Source organism: Anabaena sp. TISTR 8404 (assembly GCF_056847745.1).
In genome coordinates this window covers 5,501,139-5,521,113 of record NZ_CP180578.1, presented here as the reverse complement: position 1 = coordinate 5,521,113, position 19,975 = coordinate 5,501,139, and the positions used below count along the sequence as shown (strand labels likewise).

Below are 19,975 nucleotides of genomic sequence, written 5' to 3'. Positions count from 1 at the left end.
TTTTCGCTAAGATGATGGCACTTACGATGATTAACAGTTTGTCGTTATCTATTTTTTGGCGGGAGTCTCACAACTAAACAAAACTCGAACTTATAAATCACTACCATGTCATCTGGTTCTTCTGGGCGTTATCAAAGCAGACTCTTTAACTTTGTCCACCAGCAATCTCGGCGGTTGACAGAACGATGGGATCAAACCTTTCGACAAGTGCAAGTTGCTACTAAGTGGGGTGTAGAAGCATTACTTTACCCGTTGTATCTACTATTGCAGTCAGCCGAGTCAAAGGTGAAAACGCTGTATAGCAAAGAACCACAACCTAGGTTAAAGTTACAACCAAATGATAGCGATCGCTCACTCGAAACTCCCTTAACTGCTGATACGCCTATCCAGCGTGTCTTAGAAGCCGTCCAAAAGCTTCCATCTGAGGAAACATCTGTCACTTCTACAAAATCATCACCACGTTTTTACCTTTTGGGGTTTTGGTGGCAAAAATTGTTTCAACATAGTCGCACAAATAACTCGGCTCTGACTCAAACCTTAACGATTTCAGACAATTCCCCAAACCACCTCACCGCGACTCAGCGACAGGATGTTTTTCAGCTTTATTTGCCAAAGGTACAAGGAATTGCTACAACTCTTGAGAATCGTAAATTAGTACTAGTTACTGCCAATAATGAAATTCTGGATGTTTTGACACCTCAACAACAAACAAAACTCCTTGACCGAATTATTAGTGAAGTTGCTAGTTACTGGCATTATCAACAATTAGCACTAGCTGAACAGCAGCCGGAGTTATTACCAGAGATTCATCGCATATTAGCTAAGCTAACTGGTGAAAATACAAACAATATTCCAGCATTGCCCACAAAAATACCAACAGAGTTAATTAATCCTGGCAAAATCGTAGAAATTTTAGATACAGTTGTAGCTAAATTAGAAGAAAAAACTTTAGCCCCAGCGCAACAAAACAGCCAAGGAATTATCCAAGCTACTTGGACAAAATTAAATATATTTCTTTACGGTAAAGACGAGTTAGCCACTCAAAGAGATATTGCCGTTACATCTAATAGTTTAGAAACACAAACACTTAATTTTCAAGCTTTAATAGAAGCTGCAATAAATTATTTTTTTGGTGTTGGTAAAGGGAAAAAACTTCAGTCTGGTAATTCTAATAGCTACACCAAGGAGAAATTATTACGTCCTAAAAATTCTCAAGCTCGGTCTAAAAAACGTCAGTTCCAAAATCAAGATGCAGTTGCAGAGTCTTGGTTAACTTGGGATGATTTATTTGGTGATGACGAAAAAGTTAAACAAACACCAAAGATAAATCCGGCATTATCTCCTGGTTCATCAGTCAAGATATCTCCGCAAACAAAATTGACAGTACCACAAACAAAAGCTGGCTCTGGTTTAGTAAAACAAGTAAAACCGAGCCGCAACCTTACGACAAGTCAAAAAATATCTCGGAAAGTTGCAACTGTCAAATCAACTGAAACTAGTATTGCCAAAAATGAAAGTGATGCAAGAGAAATTACCCCATACCAAAACCACAATGATCAAGTTGAGATGCAGCCAGACTGGATAGAAATTAAAGCTACTTCTATGGGATATGAACAGCACTTGTTAGAGAAAATTTTAGGATGGCTTGATCGCACTATGCTGTGGTTAGAAGAAATGTTGGTAAAAGCTGTTCATTTATTGCGGAGTTTGTGGCAAGGTAAATAAAAAGTCACATGACTATTACTATTGATGGGTTCCTGCGTGAAAGTTCTTGTTTACTGTAAATACTTTAATTTCAAAAATCCACTGGATAAACCGAAGATTGAAACATTTGTGGTGAACTTGCCGCAAATACCAAAGGTAGGTGAAACAATTGTTATCGAACGAATTTCGGCTCAAAAACAGTTTGTGATTATTTTTGAGTACATTGTGACAGCCGTACAGTTAAACGCTTCCAAAGAATCTGCTGATGCAGCAGATGCTCAAGTCAACGCATCTTTAAATCACTGCTGGGAAGGAACATCAAATTTTAAAATTACTAACTTTTTAGAGAAATAATTTTTGAGTTTTGTTAACTGTTAACAGTCAACAAAAGTAGGGTGTGTTGTCGCACAGCGCAACGCACCATTTTGATATCTAGGCGGTGCGTTAGCCTATGGCATAACATACCCTACTCGATTGACTACGCCCCAAAGCCAATATCAAGGATTTAGACTGATATTAGTACCATTCGATTCAGAGGCAGTAGTTGCACCTACTGCCATTACTTGAGACCATTCACTGACACGGTTGTTATCTAAAACCGCTCGCACTCGATAACCAAGCTGAATTTTGTGCATTAATAGAATTAACTCACGGTTGAGTAATCCTTGAGATTTTTGGTTTTCATTAGATGCAGCTTGGATACGAAAACAGCGATCGCTTTGACGTTTCAATTTTGGTGATTTCCCTTCCACAAGCACCGTTTGTAATTCATATTCTTTCGCTTCGGGATATGCTTTCCAGCAAAGTTGCCAGTAAGTTGACCAGCGAATCATATCTGCTGGTAATTCCTCAACTTCATCTGACAATGTAGAAACAAGTCCGGTGACTGGCGGTTGTACAATTTGAGGCTGATTAGAGGTGATGTCAGCAGCCATAGATGAACTGCCATCAACACCTAGTATCAGTCCAAATATCAAAGTGAACAGCACAATTAATCGTAGCCATTGTAATTGCACCAGCGACAAGATTTTCCGATTCATAATGATGCAAAAGTCAGTTGCTTACACCTGGCATAGGTAGAATCATTTCAGAGGTCTAGAACTGTTTGATGGTAAGGATTTTGAATCCAAAATCCAAAATCCAAAATTTGTATTACCACTCCACAGGTGCAATCAGGTTGCCGTTGTCGGCATAAATTACCCTAGAACGGACATGGGTTCTAGGAGCTAATGTAGAATTGAAAACTGCGCTTCTTTGTCCAATTGCTGATCTGTTGCCAATACTTGCACGGAATATAACAGAGTTCGGCCCTAGCCCTACAGCATCACCTATACTAGTTTCAGGGCCATTGGCAACACCATTGACAATCTGCCTACCGCCATGAACCAAAGCGCGAGGCCCATAACCAACTCCATTACCAAGAGTCAAGCTAGTGGTTTCTAAAGCGTGAAAGACAACATCGTTTGCCATCCCAGTAATGTGTCCAACATTAAAAGGTTCACCCTCATCAGCACGTAGCGAAATTCTATTAGCTAGGTTGTGGTTGAGAGTTGCTAAAGAATCTTGAAAAGTGATGTTACCGATAATGCGGTTACGATAGTTCGGATCACGAGTTGGACTTCCACCTATCTGCGGCAGACCACCAGAGTTAAAAGAGGTGGCAGGAGCATAATTAATTCCTGTTACGTTTGTTGAGTCTGCTCTGGCTAAGTCTGTGTAACCTTTGGCAAATGCTTCATTAACTTCAATGATGCCTTCCATCAATGCAACGTCGGCTTGTGTCAAGTTTGCCACTTTCCCTAAAAGGCCGCTAGTAGCTTGTAGGTTTGTTGTAACGTTTTTACCAGGCAAAACAACTTTACCAGCAGGTAAGGTAACACCAGGGCCAACCCGTGCTAAAAAGTTGACTACTGTGTTTCTTTCTATAGTTGCACCATCTATTTCACAGTTGAAGGCAAGAAATGTCTCTGGAGTAGTGTTACTGAACAAAGTATTGGTAGCTGGGTCGGTAAAAGGCCCGGTAGAGCCTTGAGTACCGATTCTAGCTGCACCTTTGATTACAGCCATGTGTGCCATAATGACACGTTGGCCAATTTCCACTCCTGTTCCCGAAGCTAGAATTTTCACTTGGTCTTGGACATTAGAATCTGCATTGATGCTAATGGGTGCATTAGTAGCGTCTAACTCGGCAAATGGCGCAACGTAAACTTTTTCGCCCAAGGTAATATTGGTGGGATTTTTGATAATTGCAGTTGGGTCAACAAAACTAGCTGACTCTGAAGGTGCTGTACTTGGGCATATAGGTAAGTTACTTGTCGTTGGATTACACGTCCCTCCAGCGGCAAAGGCGGGTTGTATATATATCTGTGTGCTAATAGCAAACGCTAGGATAATTGCAACTAAGGCGCTAAAAATTGCGCGAGGTTTGAACATGGAAAAAACTCCTCACGGTATTTGGAATATTTGGGTATGGGATAATCTGCGTTAATGAATGAGATATTGTCAGGCGATTGCAGGCATATTAATTACCAAAAAACTACACTGCAAAAGCCCCTATTTAGACTATTTTTCTGTTGAGATATAAGGTAAAAAATTAACCGCCCCAAAAACCTGCTAAGTTGTAGACTATTTGCAAAATAGATGATAATAACAAGCCCAAAAGTGGAACTGAAATTACCGTTGTTGCCCCAGCAACCGCATCATTGTATACCGTCTCCCAAGCATCTGGCCCGCTAGTGGCACTTCCATAGACTTTTGTACTCACAGCTAAAGTTAAGCTAAGCACAGCTAAACCAGCAAGTATTGCACGACGTTTCAACATTATTCCATTAATCCTTGATACCTAATAGTTCGCCAAGTTTCTTTGATAAGGTAAACCGAAAAGTTACAGGAAAGGCTTAAACTTTTCGGTTTACCTTGTCTAAAAAGCGCCAAATTTGGGTGCATGAAGTACTAATTGCTATAAGCAGCAACTAGCATCTTATTTTAAGATTAATTGCTGTTTTATACCAGACTTTTATTATTGATAAAAATGATGTTGATCATAAAAATATTCTGAAGTTTTAGATTCCCAAATCTCTATTTAAATTTCAGCTTTGCTACTAATTTTATCTATCTTATGGGGGATGTAAGTTTAAACTTCTATCAAAAGTAATATGTATATTATAAAATAAGTTAATATATATTATTATTCTGTTTTACAATCGCGAATATTCTAAATAAGATTTATAGACCCGGTAAATCAAAGGTTATGCAATTGCACAATTGAATATATTAATCTTCAACAAAGAAGATTAAATTAAGGAATAGTCCAGAAAATTATCAATTGCTGTTACCACAAAATATGGTTGAGGAAGTAATGTAAAAGCTTCAGTCCTGTTGGTTCTTGATAGCTATTTGGTAATAGAGCTATCATGGCGTTTTGCAAAGCTTCTAAAGCAGTTTCTATTTCTTGGCGGGTGGTTTTCGTATTTGCAGAAAAATGTAACGGTTCACCAAAACGAATAGTTAACTCTTTTCTGAGATAAAGGTCATGGGTGCCAATTAACGCAACTGGTACTATTGGCACACCAGCGCGTAATGCATATATCACCGTTCCTCGCTTGAGGGGAAGATGCAGTTTACCCTCGGTAGTTCCTAGCCGTCCTTCGGGAAAGAGAATCATCCCATCTCCATGTGCCAATATACTGAGAACAATTCGGTCTATTTGTCGCAGTGTCTGTATATCTCCACCGGATGGGACATTTTGTTTAATGGCGGCGGCTAGTTCTGCTAAATCTTGTCTACCGGCTTTGGCTGCTTCCATCACAGCAACTTCTTCTTTCCACAACCGCGCTAAAGGAATAACACCGCCAGCAAAACCCAAAATGAAGCGCTTCCACAACTTGTTATAAAGGGTACGAGCATCACCCAAAATGTAATAGTAAGGTTGGCTGGGAATTTCTGCCAATAACAACAAAGGGTCGATGTGGTGGAGATGATTAGCGGCGAGAATTGCTGGTGTCTGGGGTAAGTTTTCGAGATTTTCTACCCGGACTTTGAATAGTATATGAATGAGCGATCGCAAGACAAACCGTCGTACACTACCATTAACTTGGTGTTCTATCTGTCCTTCTTTAATTGCTTCTAAACGATTTAGAGCTTGTTCAATTGTATAACGCACCGCGCGATCGCTTGCCGCTGCGACTCCTTCTTCTACTCGCTTAATACTGGCAGCATCTAAGGTTGGCAAACTCTCTGACTGATGGTTGGCGGAATTGTTAATCACACCCTCGTTGAGTTCATATACTCATCATATATAAATGTTATCTAAAATACCCGCCGTCATCATACAGGGACACGGCAATACCATGTCCCCATTTGCATATTGCTGAAGTTATTAAGCTGCGACAGAGATTCTATCTTGTTCACAAGCATCAACTACTAAAACTAAGCATAAAGCTGCGATCGCTTTTTGCCATTCTTGTCTTACTTGTTCATCTTCTACACCATCAAACAACCCTATTAAACGGGGAACGGAAGCTTCTAAAGCCGCGCGTGGTACTGGGCGGTGTAATTCAACTAAGTGAATTAAACTTTCTTGATTGTTGAGAAAACCAATTACCCATGCAGTCGTATGATCTGGACTATCGGGAACGCGTTTAACACTCAGTTCATTTTTTAGCCAGTTGTAAAACGGTGGTAATTCTTTAGCTAAAACGGCTCCGGCTGTTGGTAATGTTTCTTTAAGTAAGTTAATATCTAAACCTGCTAATTCTTGTTGCAGTTCAGGTAAAACAAGCACTTCATTAAGTGATTTTGACAAGATAGATTCTAGTTGTGTTGGGGAAAAATCTAAGTGTTGGGCAAAGGTTGCAATTAACGAGTTCATTTTTGAAATTTCCAAAAATAACGAATGAATTTTTCTTTATTTATTTTGTACCAGCAAATAAAAATATTTATCTATTTAAGAAGCGAATTTATTATAAATAATGTAGATAAATATTAAGCTTAATTTTAATCTCACAATAAATCCAGCATTGTATTTAATGCTATAAACATCTTGTATAAATTTTTGTTTATGTTGTAAATAGCCACATAATATCTATCTTGCCTCGAAATGAATTCTGAGTCGAATAGCAAAAGTCATCTCAAGAGACTCAATTAAAAATATAATTCGCTTAAGCGGAACATCTACTCAGTCTGAGATTTTCTTTTTCCACTCATGGTCAAGGATAGCGTAAAGAAAATGGTCATACCATCTATCTTTAATCAACTCTTTTTCACGCAAATGACCTCACGAGACATACCAATTTTTTCTAGAACTCTGACTGAAGCTAGATTTTCAGATACGCAGTACGCCCAGATCCGATACATATCTAGTTCTTCAAAGCCAAACTTCAAGATGGCGTGTGCGGCTTCTGTTGCATAACCATGTCCGCAATAGTTACTAGCTATTTCATAGCCAATGTTCGCTTTTCGTGATAAATAATCATTGATACGGATGCCACAATTGCCAATAAGTTGATTTCCTTGTTTAAGGATAATCGCTAACTGAAACTTTGTTCGCGGTTGCGCTGTTTGCTGAACAATAAACTGCTGAACAAACTGATCAACTTCAGCTTTTGTGCGTTTTTCCCAGTGATAATAACGCAAGTACAAAGAGTCAGATTGATAGACAAAAACTGCCTCTGAATCAGTCTCTGTAAACTCTCGCATCAACAAGCGATCTGTTTCTAATAAACATTGCACAATCAATTATCTGAATCTATGTAATGGCAGAGATTTTTTATCTGGAAAATCTTGCGGATTGTCGATTAGCGATCGCTGCCTTCTAATCTGCGTTTGTTCCTGATTAATTTTTAAGGGAACTTCTAGAGGAGAACGACTGGTTCGTAATAAAAGTCTGATTTCTTGTTCAAATTTTTCTTTTCCCTCTCTGAAAAAGTTTGGCTCTTTTGGATGCAATATACCATTAGCTACTGGCGAAGGAATTTGTTGCGCGGTAACTGGAGTGATTAATGACAATGCTTGTGTCGTCACTAATGTAGCTAAAACAAGGCTGGAGGATATGCAATATTTTATCTTTTTCATAGGATGCCAAGCAGAGCTAGACACGATAGCATATACTGAGCATCGACGTTTGAACGCCAATGACTTTTTGTTGTGCAACCAGTTGACTTTACCACCCTCACATCTGCTTGTAGCGAACTACGCGCTTACTGGCTGCCATCGCGTTTAGAACAAGTTTATCAGCGCGATCGCTACACTATTACTATGGCATTGCGCACCCTGAAACAGCGGGGTTGGCTGGAAATTTCTTGGCATCCCCAAGCTGCGCGTATTTGCATTGGTGATCCGCCACCACGAATGCCTGATACTTTTACTTTTAGCCAGCAACTAATACACCAATTGGGTGGTTTGGCTTTAATTGCAATTGAAGCGATCGCACCTTGGGAACGTGCGATTGATTTACAATTTGCTCGTCGTCCGGGAGAATCTGCCCTATATCACTTGTATGTGGAAATTATGGGCAAATACAGCAATGTCATGTTGACTGATGCCGATAATTTAATTATTACTGCGGCCCATCAAGTTAGTGAGCAACAATCCAGTGTCCGACCGATTCAAACTGGACAACCTTATGAAATTCCACCCAAACTCACAGGCCCGGTTCCCAGTTTGAGCGAATCTCAAACACGTTGGCAAGAAAGGGTGAGTTTAGTTCCTGGTGCAATTAAACGTCAGCTAATCAAAAGTTATAGCGGTTTAAGTGCAGCGCTGGTAGATTCTATGCTGTTGGCTGCTAACATTACACCAGAAACAAATACTGATCAACTTAGTTCTGAGGATTGGCAAAAACTCTTTCAACGCTGGCAAGAATGGTTGCAAACTTTAGATTCCGGTAAATTCCAACCAGCTTGGACTGCAACCGGATACACCGTTATGGGTTGGGGTGCTGTTGCACCAGTCAAAGATACCCAAATCTTGCTCAATAAGTATTACACTGACCAACTCAATCAACAGGTATTTACTCAACTGCGCCATCAACTAAGTCAGAAGTTGCAGAATATTTTGGCTAAGTTACAGACTAAAGCACAAGCTTTTAGAGAACGTTTGCAGCAATCAGATCAAGCTGATGATTATCGCCAAAAAGCAGATTTGTTGATGGCTAACTTGCAAAACTGGGAACCGGGAATGAAAGAAATCACCTTACCAGATTTTGAGACAGGTGAACCAGTGGCGATCGCTCTTCAGCCAGATAAAAATGGTGTGCAGAATGCGCAAAATTTTTACAAGCAGCACCAAAAACTCAAACGCGCTCGTTCTGCTGTTGAACCGCTACTATTAGATGTACAGTCAGAGATTGATTATTTAGAACAAGTAGAAGCTGCGATCGCTCAGATTGAAAACTACGAAACAGCAGAAGACTTGCAAGCTTTAGAAGAAATCCGCGAAGAGCTAATTGGACAAAAATATTTAGAAGATCCACAATACCGCGATCGTAATACCAACGAAACTGCTATTACCAACTTCCATCGATACCGTTCCCCCAATGGTTGGGAAATCTTAATCGGTCGGAATAATCGCCAAAATGACCAACTAACTTTTCGGGTAGCGGGAGATTATGATTTATGGTTCCACGCACAAGAAATTCCAGGAAGCCATCTGCTGATGCGTTTAGAACCCGGTACTGTCCCCGACACCATCGATTTACAATTTGCTGCTAACCTCGCCGCATACTATAGTCGCGCTCGTCAAAGTGACCAAGTACCAGTAGTCTACACTCAGCCAAAGTATGTCTACAAACCCAAAGGAGCCAAACCAGGAATTGCCATTTACAAACAAGAGCGGATTATCTGGGGGAAGCCGCAGTTAGTCAATGGTCAATAGTCAAGGGTCAATGGTCATTTGTCAAAAGGCAGGAGGCTAAAGGATGAAATTTCATACTTCATACTTCACACTTCATCCTTCATACTTTTTTTGCCCAACCCCTATATCTTCCGGCTTTTTGAAATATTCTCAAAGATAGAAGCCAATTCCAAATGGTTATATCTTTTTTTAGTAAATTTTTAAGAAAAAACTGTGTTGGCTGTTACAATATTGTTAAGAAAAGTTGCCCGTTGCATTTTTGGGAACGCGCAATCGGGTTTTAACTCTATTGAGAAGACAACGCGAAAAACATTTTATAGGCCAGCCCTGGGAAGCTGGTCTTTTTATTCAGTGAGACTTACACACAAAGATGGGCTGTTAAGATTGGATTTAAGGGTTTTGAACGCCTACACCCATCAGCATACCCATGCACCCTTAATTCAGTAATGCCGATTTAACGTGAGTTCGACGGGTATGAAACCCCTCTCCAAACCTCTCCCCCACGAGGGGAGAGGCTTTGAAACCCTTATTTTGCCATTGATAACGAAGAATATTTCTGCCCCTCTCCGCTTCGGAGAGGAGTTGGGGGAGAGGTTAAAACAGGCTTGTCGAATTCACGTCGATTTAGAAAGTGAATGTGGTTCGGATTGTCCCAATCACAATATCATCATTGTCGTTGTTATGGTCTGGAGCGGTTAACCAGATAACTCCTGGAGTAATGCTGATATTATCGCTTAGTTTGTATTGGTAGAACCCTTCAATGTGCAGTGAAGTATCAGGATCGGTGCCAATAGCCTCTCTCAGTCCACGACTAGCACCAGTAACTTTTGGTTCCATCCCCACAATGATGCCACCGACACTACCTTTTTTACCTAAATCTGGGAAGGCGAGTGTGACAGCATAGTTCCAAATGTCCAGTTCACCACGAGGTAATGTTCCGGCATCTGTTGTAACTTCCGAGAGTGTACGTGTATTGGTATAGCCAACCCAACCACCGATAGCAAACTTTGGACTAAGTTGGAAGGATGCTTGAAAACCGTAGGAATTGCTGGAAATTGGTAAATCTGCACCAGCAAATTGACCCAAAGAACCTGGTAAGGAAGGATTACTTGCCAAAGCAGTACGTAAGTTAGCACGGTTACTACCAGCTGTTAAGTCAGCATTATAAGAATTAACGTAGGTAAAACCAAGAGTCAATCCTGAAATCGGTTGGACTGTTAACTGTCCCATCGCACCGTAAGGCCCGTTAAACAAGCCACTTCCAGACGCAGGATAGTTAGGGCTGCTGGCTAGGTAAGCCAAGGTTAATTCCAGCTGATCATTGAATTGATGTCTTACCCCAAGCCCAGTACCAGCAACGGGATAATAAATCGGGTTACGTGTACCAAAGTTAGACAACGCACCGAAATCACCATCACCGTCAAAGAATGGGTTGACTGTGTTGGTAAAGTCATCAGCTGCACCCGCGTTGGCTTCTAGGATGACTGTGGTTTTTTCACCTAGAGGAAAGCTATACAACAGTGCGTCTAATGCCACTTCATTATTATTACCAGAACTGAAGGTGCCAGCAGTGAACCGTAAATCACCTTCTGGTGTGAAGGTAGAAGCCGACACAGCATCTAAGTTGGTTGCTTGCAGTCGAGTTCTTAATAAGTCTTGACCTGTAAAACTGGTGTTGAAATCAAGACGTACTCTATTGCCAAAAGCAGTTCCTCTGTCGAGTTTCTCACCATTAGCGCGATCGCCTGCAAAAAAGCTGATTGGTGCAATAACAGCAGTACCATTGAGTTTGGTTGTAGTCGAGAACTGATTAGCTTCTAATTCAGAGGTGCGGCCTTCTAGTGCATCGACACGACCTCTTAATGTGGCTAGTTCTGCGGTAAATTCTTCTTGTAGCTTTTGTAATTTGGCTAAATCTTCTTTGGTTACTAAATCAGCAGTGGCGGTAGCTAGTAGTTCGTTGACTCTATCCAAACATGCATTTAAACCCGCCGCGAACTCATAACGTGTGAGGGCGCGATTACCACGATAAGTACTATTTGGATAACCTGCAATACAACCATAACGCTCTACTAGTGATTGTAAAGCTTGGAATGCCCAGTCTGTAGGTTGCACGTCTGACAATTGTGACACAGAGGTAACTTGTGCCATTACCTTTTCTTGAGTAGTATTCTCAATTGCTAATTCTGGAGTAGCAACAACTAATTGCTCACTTTGATTTTCTGATGTGGCTGATATTTCTCCTGCTAATGTAGTATTACTGATGAAGATTACATTGCTACAAACTACTGGAATAGCAAGCAAATACTGCAATTTTTTGGGCATTTTCCCTCACACTTCTTTATTTACCGTCGGTAGCGCTTAACACTGCGCTTTTTAATTAACACTTTTAAAAAGTATTCTCAAAATATTATCAGTAGTCAGCAATTCTTTTAACAAAGAAAGTCAAGAAAAGTTTAATTATTTCAGGACTTACGCACAAAGTTTGTCGGTGGAGACTGGGGTTAGGGGTGTAAGGGCTTCGCCGTGAGTTTCTGGGGTTAATGGGTTTTGGTACATACACCCATTAACCCCTAAACCCTTGATTTTTCGTTTTTATGCGTAAGTCTTACAAAAGTAATCTTAGATTTATTGCTTGAGAATGAGAATTATTATAAAATATTTTTTTAGAATAATTCTCATTGTCTTAGTGGCAAAAATCAAATAAGTGTCCTTTCCTAGGAGAAACTCTGTGAGTAGGACTCATACAACATATATAAAAAGCAGACAAAGAGGCGGTATTTTGTCTCTAATTGCTTTGTTAACATTGTTAGTGAGTGTGGGTTGTAACCAATCAAATCCAAATCAAGAAACGAGTGTTGAGAAGTCAACACAGGTACAAGATGCTGTATCTACACCAGCAACACAATTAGTGAAAACCAAGGTTGTAACGACATTTTTACCGATTTATTTGTTGACCAAGGCGGTGGTTGGCGATACCGCAGATGTGGAAATTTTAGTACCGCCTGGTACAGAGGTACATGAATACCAAGCGACACCAGATAATGTCAAAGCGATCGCCACAGCTAATATACTAGTTAAAAACGGTTTGGGGTTAGAAGAATTTCTAGAAAATACAGTCAAAAATGCTCAAAATTCTCAATTAGTCGAAATTGATGCCAGCAAAGGTATTAAACCTTTAAACGAAATTTCGCCAGTTGAAAGCGCTGTCAAAGAAGCAAAAGACCACGACCACGACCACGCAAAAGGTAATCCTCATGTTTGGTTAGATCCGGTTTTAGCAAAACAGCAGGTAATGAATATTCGAGACGGATTAATTACTGCTGACCCTAAAAATCAAGCTACTTATACTGCTAATGCTGCGGCTTATATTCAGGAATTAGACAAGTTAAATAGTGAATTTCAGCAAGTCTTACAAAAAAATCCTAATTGTACTTTTGTGACTTTTCATGATGCTTATCCATATTTAGCAAAACGCTACAACTTACAACAAGTTGCTGTAGTCCAAATTCCCGAAGACCAATTGTCGCCGAAAGACGTACAAACAGTAGTTAATACAGTCAAAAAATATAAAGTTAAAGCTTTGTTTAGTGAACCAGGTGTAGATAATAAATTGCTCAAAAGCCTTTCTCAAGATTTGAACCTAAATTTACAAACTCTAGATTCCTTAGAAACAGGTGATACAAACCCGCAATACTATTTTCAAGCCATGAGATTAAATTTGCAAACTCTAGAAGCAGCGTGTAAGTAAGCTAAATTTTCAGTGGATTTTGTATTCAATAAATAATTAATAATTTGCATATTTTTTAACTATGACATTGCCTATTTTAAAAGTAGACGGATTAACTGTATATCAAGGGAATTATCTGGCTATTCGTGATGTGTCCTTTGAATTATTGCCAGGAACAGATACTGCTATAGTGGGGCCGAATGGTGCTGGTAAAAGTACTTTAGTAAAAGCGATTTTAGATTTAGTACCTCGTAATGCTGGCACAATAGAAATTTTTGGTTATCCAATTAAAAAGCTGGGAAATTTACGTCACTTGTTGGGCTATATGCCACAAAACTTTATTTTTGATCGCAGTTTTCCCATTTCTGTGAGTGAATTGATTGAATTAGGATGGACTAATGAAGTTAAAAAGCAAAAAACAACAAATTCTTTGTTCTCTGGACTGTGGAGACAAAATCGGGAAAAAATCACAGCAGTCACAGAAGCTTTACGAAGAACAGGAGTTTATCACCTGCGAAAGCAACCTATTGGAACTCTCAGCGGTGGACAACTGAAGCGGGTGTTACTAGCTTATTGTTTAGTAGTACCTCGAAAACTTTTGATATTAGATGAAGCCTTTGCTGGAGTTGATATGCAAGGTGCAGCCGAGTTTTATGTCTTATTGAACGAGTTGAAGCAAGAAGAGGGTTGGACAATTTTGCAGGTTTCCCATGATATTGATATGGTCAGCCGCCATTGCGATCGCGTCTTATGTCTCAATCAAACTGTGGTTTGTACTGGTCAGCCAGAATTTGCTTTATCACCTGAAAATCTATTAGCAACTTATGGCCCGGGCTTCAGTCGTTATCACCATCATCACAATTAAAATTTCTACTTTATTCAGGTTCATCTAAGTGTTCAGCTACAGCCTGATAAAGATGCAGAATATGATTATCATGGAGGCGATAAAATACATTGCGACCTTGCTTGCGGTAGCTGACTAAACGCATTACCCGCAAGTTACGCAGTTGATGAGAAACAGCAGATTCACTCATATCTAATGAAGCTGCTAAATCACTAACGCACAATTCTTTTTGAGCCAAAAAAGAGAGAATTCGTAGACGATTAGCATCTCCTAAAAAGCTAAAAAAATCTGCCATCCGCTGAGATTTTTCAATGCTGAGATATTCGTCTGCAAGTGGTAGTGAACTATCACTATTGATAGTTGCTATTGAGTTATCTTGAATCATTTTTTGCCAACCCAAAAATAACTTAAAATTTAAATATAAATAAATTTTCAAGTAAATATATTATAGTTTTTTTGGATGCAAAATTTGATATTACTAATTTTTTTTAATAGTTAGCTTTGATTAGCGATCGCCATTTTCCCAAGGATGAGTCTGATTAGTACTGTGAAAGTATAGCTAAGTAGTTGCATCAAAGATTGTGTAATTTATCCAGTAACCAAGCTACTGCACCATCAATATCTGCAACTTGTTCTCCTGGTGGTACTGCTGGACGATTGACCATGACAACTTTTACACCTAGTTCCCGTGCGGCAATAATTTTGGCGTAAGTTGCATCACCGCCACTATTTTTACTGACGATGGTATCTATATTGTGTTGAATCAGGATTTTCCGTTCGTTCTCTAAAATAAAGGGGCCGCGATCGCACAATATCATCCCTGGTGGCACTAAGGCATCTTTTCCAGGAGGGTCAATCATCCGCATCAGAAACCAAATATTTTGGAGGTGTGCAAATGCAGCAAGTTCTTGTCTCCCAACAGTTAAGAATACTCTTTGTGCTTGGTTTTCTAAGACATCTGCGGCGGTATTACTGTCTACTTCAATCCAGCGATCGCCTGTTACTTTTTCCCAAGCAGGACGAATTAACATCAATCTTGGGATCTCTACTTCCTTCGCTGCCGTCGCTGCATTGTAAGATATTTGATTGGCGAAAGGATGGGTAGCATCAATTAACACATCAATTTTCATTTGACGCAGATATTCAACCAGTCCAGCCACACCACCGAAACCACCAATCCGCACATTACCCGACGGAACAGATGGTTCACGGGTGCGACCAGCTAAAGATGCGATCGCCTCAATTCCATTGATAGTTGCAACTCTCTTACTTAGTTCCGCAGCTTCTCCGGTTCCACCCAAAATTAAAACACGCATCATAGAAAGAAATGGGGAGTTGGCAATAGCTATAAAGGTGGAATTTTTGCTAAAACGCCCTTTTTCAGTGGTTCTGGTCGTTCTGACCAAGGCAATAATCCGTCAGTTTTAGCGTAGTATTGACTCGCACATTCCAGGACAGCAGCAGCACTGTTATCAACATCTAAATCACCAAACAGATAAGTTAACTTACCTTTAGCTGCAAAAGCGACAACGCAAGAACGGTTGCAAGCACTCATACATTCAACTGCTTGGATAGGAAATTCATCTTGCAAATCCCAATCTTGTGCTAATTGCTGGATTTGGTGCAATAGTTTCTGACCGCCACTTTCACCTATACGCTTGCCATCTTGCCAAACGCTGGCGCAGGTTGTACAAACAAATAAACTATGAGTACAAGCAGTGACACTTGAAGAATTATTAGTAATAGCAGTATGGGCAGCAGTCATCCGTACCTCGCAGATGTGTGGAACTTAATAGTATACTTCGGCGGGCATCCTGACTTGGAAAGTTGATTTTCAGTCTTTTATCTTTCCTTCACAGTTGCGGGACAGCGCCGGATTTTCACCGAACTTTCCCCGTTACCTTTGGTGGCTGATCCCCACCAAAACCGAATATTCAATACATCATAACATCTGTATTTCAGTCAAATCTCAGGCATTAGAATCAGGTAATTCTAATATTTAGAGCGTTTTTACGTTCATTTTGTTGGTATTATCGTGTCTTTTCACTAAAAATTAAGTAAGCTGCACCAGCTAGTAGCATGGCGGCTAAAACGTAATTACGGGTAATAGGTACTTTAAAATAAATCACACTGAACCCTGCAAACACAAGCATTGTAATAATTTCTTGCAACACCTTTAACTGTGGCAAGCTGAAATAGTTAACACCTATGCGGTTGGCGGGAACCTGAAAACAGTATTCAAAAAAAGCGATCGCCCAACTTGCACCAATTGCAATCCACAAAGGCGCAGATTTTAAATCTTTCAAATGACCATACCAAGCGAAAGTCATGAAAATATTAGATATCAGTAAAAGAATTACAGGTCTGAACATAAATAGATAATGAAATTCCAGTTTGTGAGAGTAGCCATTTCTAATTAATTTTAAAAATAATCGCTCAGGAGGTTAAGTGAAGAGTAATAATTGAGCGATCGCATCGAACACAAGTAGCACAAATTCTCCACCGTGCTGGAGCTTCGTAAAAAGACCATATTATAAAGACGATCGCATTTAACCCTCTAAAATGCAAAAAGCGATCGTCTGTATTTTATTTGCTTATTAAAATCTTAAACCCACACCACCTTGCACAGCCAAAGCTGTACCACCGCCATCACGGTAAGCATCAAAGGCTATGATGGCGTTGCCAAAAATTACAGTATTGCTATTGGGAACAACATAATCAACTCCTGGCTGTAAAGCAAAACTAATTTTGTTACCTACAGGAGAAGCACTATCACCACCAGTTAACACCAAACCTGCACCTAAATAAGCATCTGTTTGCCAGTTGAGTGGTAAGTCGTAAGATACAGTCGGTACAACAGCAGTATTCTGACCGATTAATGCTTGGGCGCGAAAAGAAATCGGTGCTTCCAAAAGTTTGTAGCGAAAAGCTAGAACGCCTCCAACTTGGATACCATCAGTCAGTCCGACAGTCGGGCCGACACCAACATAGCTACCGTATGCAACTTGAGCTTGTGCTGGTTGATAGTCCATCATCAGACTGAAAACAGCACTAGCTATGACAACTGAACTAGGAAGATACTTCATCACCCGACTCCTCACACGATAATTTGGATGTTGTCATGTGTCATTTGTTATTTAGTGAGGAGGTAGGATTAAGTATTCTCCTGACTCCCCATCTAAATTTTACGGGCATCGGGGATGAATGCCACCTTGAGTACAAATGTAAGCTAGTTGCTTCGCATCTAAATTTTTCGCTTGGGAAAAATCAACTCCTTTGACTACAGCCGATACTGTACCAATATCTGGAGTTTGCACAAATTGATCTGCGGGATCTTGTTTGCTGGGAGCCAGAATTGTATCTTTAAAATCTGCTCCAGCGACGTTTGCGCCCCGTAAATCCACAAAACTGAGGTCAGCGTTGCGTAAGTCAGCATTTTCTAATTGGGCAGAGCGTAAAACTGCACCAGTCAAACGACTAGCGCTGAGATTAGCATTGCTGAGATTTGCCCGATCCAAATAAGCTCCTGATAAATCTGAACCTTGCCAATCAGTTTTAGTTAAGTTAGCAAATGACAATTGTGACCCGATCGCAGTCACGCGGCCTAAATGAGCAGCGTAGAGATTGGCTTCGTTTAATTTTGCATCACCTAAATCGGCTCCAGTTAAGCTGGCATTTTCTAGAACTGCACCTTGCAAATCGGCTCCCACAAGTTGAGCGCTGCTGAGGTTAGCACCAATTAAACGGGCGTTTGCTAAATTAGCACGGTTAAGAGTCGCACGACTTAAATCGCTACCAGTCAACAACACCCGACTGAGGTTAGCATCGGTGAGATTGGCCTGCTTCATTTGCACTTGAGTTAAATCAGCGATCGCATCGTCGTAAGTATCCCAACGTCCATCTTCACCCACACTGCGGAAACGGCTACCCTTGAAACTAGCTTGGTTGAGATTAGCAGCTTTCAATTTGAGTCCTGATAAATCAATGTTTTCTAAAACCAAGTTAAATGATGAACTTCCTGTTGTACTGGTTTGACTTAACGTAGTACGACTCAGATCAATACCGTTGATTTTGCCACTATAAACATTCAGAATCTTGTTGATTGTTTGCTGGTTTAGTTGTAACCGCTTTTGCCGCAATTCTCGCTCTTGAGGTGGTGCAGATTGCAGTTCATTAGCCAGAAACTGATTTTTATTTTTTAATTCTGGGATAGCTGGGATTCCCACACTTGTCAGTGCTTGTTGAATAGAATCCAACAGCGTGGGGTTAGTTTCGTTAACCAGCAAATCAGCCAAAAATTGAATAGATTGTGAATCATTGAGACCACCCATCGCCAAAATTGTACTTTGGCGCTCTTCCAAACTAGCCCCAGAGTTAGGACTTAATTGTTTGACGAGTTCCAAAAACTTTTGGCTGTTAATTTGTTTGGTTTCTCGTTGAGTTTGCTGCTTTTGGATATAGACTTGAGTCCCAATTAAAGTACCTAGCACCGCAGTCATGCTTGCTAGTGTTACCACAAATAAAGCTAAGTTGGAGTTTTGCCGCAGCCGTCGCCACAATGTAGGTAACTTGGTTTCTGTGGCGATCGCCATTGGTGCAGGGTTTGCTTCGGTTGCTGCTTGGGCTTCTGGTTCGTTGGTTTTGGCTAATGCACTCCGCCCATTTGGACGTTTAGCATCAATCACTTCAGTACCAGCTAACCAATCGTGCAAAGCGCGACGACCTTGGCGAGACGGTAATGCTATGCTTTCGCCCAGCACCATCAACACAGCCAAAAATGTAAACAAACCTAAATTAGGAAAAGCAAAACTATACCGCCAAAGTATGTAAGCAATAGAAACTGGCACAGACCATCTGCCAATAGCTTCTCGTGTGACAGATGTACCTAAACCAGGGGGCTTACCTTGCTCATTCACAACCCGCACACCAAACCAACGTTTCGGCAAGGTACTACCAGTTTTTGCCAGTAAATATAATTGCCACCACGACAAAGTTACAGGCGCGATTAAAGCTAACATCCACAAATAATTAGTCGGCCAAGCGACATTGCGGATGCCGTAACTTTCAGGTAAAGCCAAAGGTCGAGCGATCGCACTTTCTGTAACTACTAATACACGGTTCATTGGTACACGGTTGAGATCGCTTCTCGAATTGGCATAAACTCCCAGCCCGTAGGGAATTAACCCACTGGCAACCACCAACGCAATTTCAGTTGTCCAAGCCGCAAAGCGTCTGGTTACTAACGGCAGCGAATTAGCTTTTGTCGGGGCTTTTGACTTATTAGGTTGACTATCATTTCTCCTCACAATTGGGGTGGCCATGAAATAATTCCCTTTAACTTTAATAGTGTTGCCATTACTGGCGTGGTTAATATAAAGCGTTATTGCTTGTTAGAAAAGCTACCAGAGACAAAAAATTTGTATCCAAGATACACCAACCCTGCCAACACTGCCAGACTAATTGCAGAGGTAATGAGTTTTAGCACTGCTTGCAACACTGCCAAACCCAATAGCACCGTTACACCTACAACTACCAGCTTGCCCGTCCCAGATAAACTTTGAAACCAAAGTTGTGAGCGAGTGAAGTAAGGTTTAAAGTTGAGAAAATTAGATTGAGATTGTTGTCTTGCTTGTTTTGGGTTTCCTGCTTCTACACTCCCAGAATTAATTTCTGCCTCTAGCTTTTGGAGGCGTTGCTGCAAATCTTCTTCAGGTTGAGGATTCATGAATCTTGTCTACCTCTGCTAAGACACTTGTTCAACAGATAAGCAACCACATCCGAACTTTTTACGGTTGTGTTTGTGATTTTAACTAATGTTTGGTTTTTACAAGGCTTATGATGGCAGA

General features: G+C 40.5%; 20 protein-coding genes and 1 riboswitch. Of the genes, 5 read left to right on the top strand and 15 right to left on the bottom strand.

The window, feature by feature from the left end; all coding sequences use genetic code 11:
- The first annotated feature begins 105 nt into the window (after nucleotides 1-105).
- Together ACMX3D_RS23980 and ACMX3D_RS23975 are read left to right on the top strand one after the other, a co-directional pair.
- Complete coding sequence (locus ACMX3D_RS23980) at nucleotides 106-1,725, top strand: hypothetical protein (protein WP_482748307.1); 1,620 nt, start codon at nucleotides 106-108, stop codon at nucleotides 1,723-1,725.
- A 36-nt stretch (nucleotides 1,726-1,761) separates the two neighbouring features.
- Nucleotides 1,762-2,058 carry a hypothetical protein gene (locus ACMX3D_RS23975; protein ID WP_482748306.1) on the top strand — a complete coding sequence of 99 codons (297 nt, stop codon included), beginning with the start codon at nucleotides 1,762-1,764 and terminating at the stop codon, nucleotides 2,056-2,058.
- Between the two features lie 143 nt (nucleotides 2,059-2,201).
- On the opposite strand, the gene ACMX3D_RS23970 is transcribed toward ACMX3D_RS23975, so the two are convergent.
- From ACMX3D_RS23970 to ACMX3D_RS23940, 7 genes are all read right to left on the bottom strand, one after another.
- Nucleotides 2,202-2,744 carry a hypothetical protein gene (locus ACMX3D_RS23970; RefSeq protein ID WP_482748305.1) on the bottom strand — a complete coding sequence of 181 codons (543 nt, stop codon included), beginning with the start codon at nucleotides 2,742-2,744 and terminating at the stop codon, nucleotides 2,202-2,204.
- A 112-nt stretch (nucleotides 2,745-2,856) separates the two neighbouring features.
- The gene (locus ACMX3D_RS23965) at nucleotides 2,857-4,137 is read right to left on the bottom strand and encodes an acetyltransferase (RefSeq protein WP_482748304.1); all 1,281 of its coding nucleotides are present in this window, start codon (nucleotides 4,135-4,137) and stop codon (nucleotides 2,857-2,859) included.
- 160 nt (nucleotides 4,138-4,297) lie between these two features.
- A complete protein-coding gene (locus tag ACMX3D_RS23960) occupies nucleotides 4,298-4,525 on the bottom strand; it encodes a hypothetical protein (protein WP_482748303.1) in 228 nt (75 codons plus the stop codon).
- A gap of 510 nt (nucleotides 4,526-5,035) precedes the next feature.
- Nucleotides 5,036-5,971 (bottom strand): lysophospholipid acyltransferase family protein, encoded by a 936-nt coding sequence (locus tag ACMX3D_RS23955; protein ID WP_482748302.1) that lies wholly within the window; start codon nucleotides 5,969-5,971, stop codon nucleotides 5,036-5,038.
- 111 nt (nucleotides 5,972-6,082) lie between these two features.
- The gene (locus ACMX3D_RS23950) at nucleotides 6,083-6,574 is read right to left on the bottom strand and encodes a hypothetical protein (RefSeq protein WP_482748301.1); all 492 of its coding nucleotides are present in this window, start codon (nucleotides 6,572-6,574) and stop codon (nucleotides 6,083-6,085) included.
- A gap of 380 nt (nucleotides 6,575-6,954) precedes the next feature.
- On the bottom strand, nucleotides 6,955-7,434 hold the full coding sequence (locus ACMX3D_RS23945) for a GNAT family N-acetyltransferase (RefSeq protein WP_482748300.1): 480 nt from the start codon (nucleotides 7,432-7,434) through the stop codon (nucleotides 6,955-6,957).
- 6 nt (nucleotides 7,435-7,440) lie between these two features.
- A complete protein-coding gene (locus tag ACMX3D_RS23940; RefSeq protein WP_482748299.1) occupies nucleotides 7,441-7,800 on the bottom strand; it encodes a hypothetical protein in 360 nt (119 codons plus the stop codon).
- A gap of 48 nt (nucleotides 7,801-7,848) precedes the next feature.
- On the opposite strand from ACMX3D_RS23940, the gene ACMX3D_RS23935 reads away from it, so the two are divergent.
- Complete coding sequence (locus tag ACMX3D_RS23935) at nucleotides 7,849-9,576, top strand: Rqc2 family fibronectin-binding protein (RefSeq protein WP_482748298.1); 1,728 nt, start codon at nucleotides 7,849-7,851, stop codon at nucleotides 9,574-9,576.
- Nucleotides 9,577-10,179: 603 nt separating this feature from the next.
- On the opposite strand, the gene ACMX3D_RS23930 is transcribed toward ACMX3D_RS23935, so the two are convergent.
- The gene (locus ACMX3D_RS23930; RefSeq protein WP_482748297.1) at nucleotides 10,180-11,880 is read right to left on the bottom strand and encodes an iron uptake porin; all 1,701 of its coding nucleotides are present in this window, start codon (nucleotides 11,878-11,880) and stop codon (nucleotides 10,180-10,182) included.
- Between the two features lie 406 nt (nucleotides 11,881-12,286).
- Here ACMX3D_RS23930 and ACMX3D_RS23925 point away from each other — a divergent pair, with 406 nt between their 5' ends.
- Nucleotides 12,287-13,306: a metal ABC transporter solute-binding protein, Zn/Mn family gene (locus ACMX3D_RS23925; RefSeq protein WP_482748296.1), complete on the top strand. Its 1,020-nt coding sequence runs from the start codon at nucleotides 12,287-12,289 to the stop codon at nucleotides 13,304-13,306.
- A 61-nt stretch (nucleotides 13,307-13,367) separates the two neighbouring features.
- Nucleotides 13,368-14,150, top strand: coding sequence for a metal ABC transporter ATP-binding protein (locus ACMX3D_RS23920; protein ID WP_482748295.1), 783 nt, complete (start codon nucleotides 13,368-13,370; stop codon nucleotides 14,148-14,150).
- 10 nt (nucleotides 14,151-14,160) lie between these two features.
- On the opposite strand, the gene ACMX3D_RS23915 is transcribed toward ACMX3D_RS23920, so the two are convergent.
- The 7 genes from ACMX3D_RS23915 to ACMX3D_RS23885 all read right to left on the bottom strand — a co-directional run bounded on the left by ACMX3D_RS23915 (nucleotide 14,161) and on the right by ACMX3D_RS23885 (nucleotide 19,854).
- Nucleotides 14,161-14,424, bottom strand: a complete 264-nt coding sequence (locus tag ACMX3D_RS23915) for an ArsR/SmtB family transcription factor (RefSeq protein WP_482752415.1) — start codon at nucleotides 14,422-14,424, stop codon at nucleotides 14,161-14,163.
- A gap of 277 nt (nucleotides 14,425-14,701) precedes the next feature.
- A complete protein-coding gene (locus ACMX3D_RS23910; protein WP_482752414.1) occupies nucleotides 14,702-15,445 on the bottom strand; it encodes a cobalt-precorrin-6A reductase in 744 nt (247 codons plus the stop codon).
- A 29-nt stretch (nucleotides 15,446-15,474) separates the two neighbouring features.
- Nucleotides 15,475-15,894 (bottom strand): DUF1636 domain-containing protein, encoded by a 420-nt coding sequence (locus ACMX3D_RS23905; protein ID WP_482748294.1) that lies wholly within the window; start codon nucleotides 15,892-15,894, stop codon nucleotides 15,475-15,477.
- A gap of 22 nt (nucleotides 15,895-15,916) precedes the next feature.
- A riboswitch (cobalamin riboswitch) is annotated at nucleotides 15,917-16,075 on the bottom strand.
- Between the two features lie 84 nt (nucleotides 16,076-16,159).
- Nucleotides 16,160-16,501 (bottom strand): DMT family protein, encoded by a 342-nt coding sequence (locus ACMX3D_RS23900; protein ID WP_482748293.1) that lies wholly within the window; start codon nucleotides 16,499-16,501, stop codon nucleotides 16,160-16,162.
- 225 nt (nucleotides 16,502-16,726) lie between these two features.
- Nucleotides 16,727-17,215 (bottom strand): hypothetical protein, encoded by a 489-nt coding sequence (locus ACMX3D_RS23895; RefSeq protein WP_482748292.1) that lies wholly within the window; start codon nucleotides 17,213-17,215, stop codon nucleotides 16,727-16,729.
- A 99-nt stretch (nucleotides 17,216-17,314) separates the two neighbouring features.
- The gene (locus tag ACMX3D_RS23890; protein ID WP_482748291.1) at nucleotides 17,315-19,450 is read right to left on the bottom strand and encodes a pentapeptide repeat-containing protein; all 2,136 of its coding nucleotides are present in this window, start codon (nucleotides 19,448-19,450) and stop codon (nucleotides 17,315-17,317) included.
- A 59-nt stretch (nucleotides 19,451-19,509) separates the two neighbouring features.
- The gene (locus ACMX3D_RS23885) at nucleotides 19,510-19,854 is read right to left on the bottom strand and encodes a hypothetical protein (RefSeq protein WP_482748290.1); all 345 of its coding nucleotides are present in this window, start codon (nucleotides 19,852-19,854) and stop codon (nucleotides 19,510-19,512) included.
- Nucleotides 19,855-19,975: the final 121 nt, after the last annotated feature.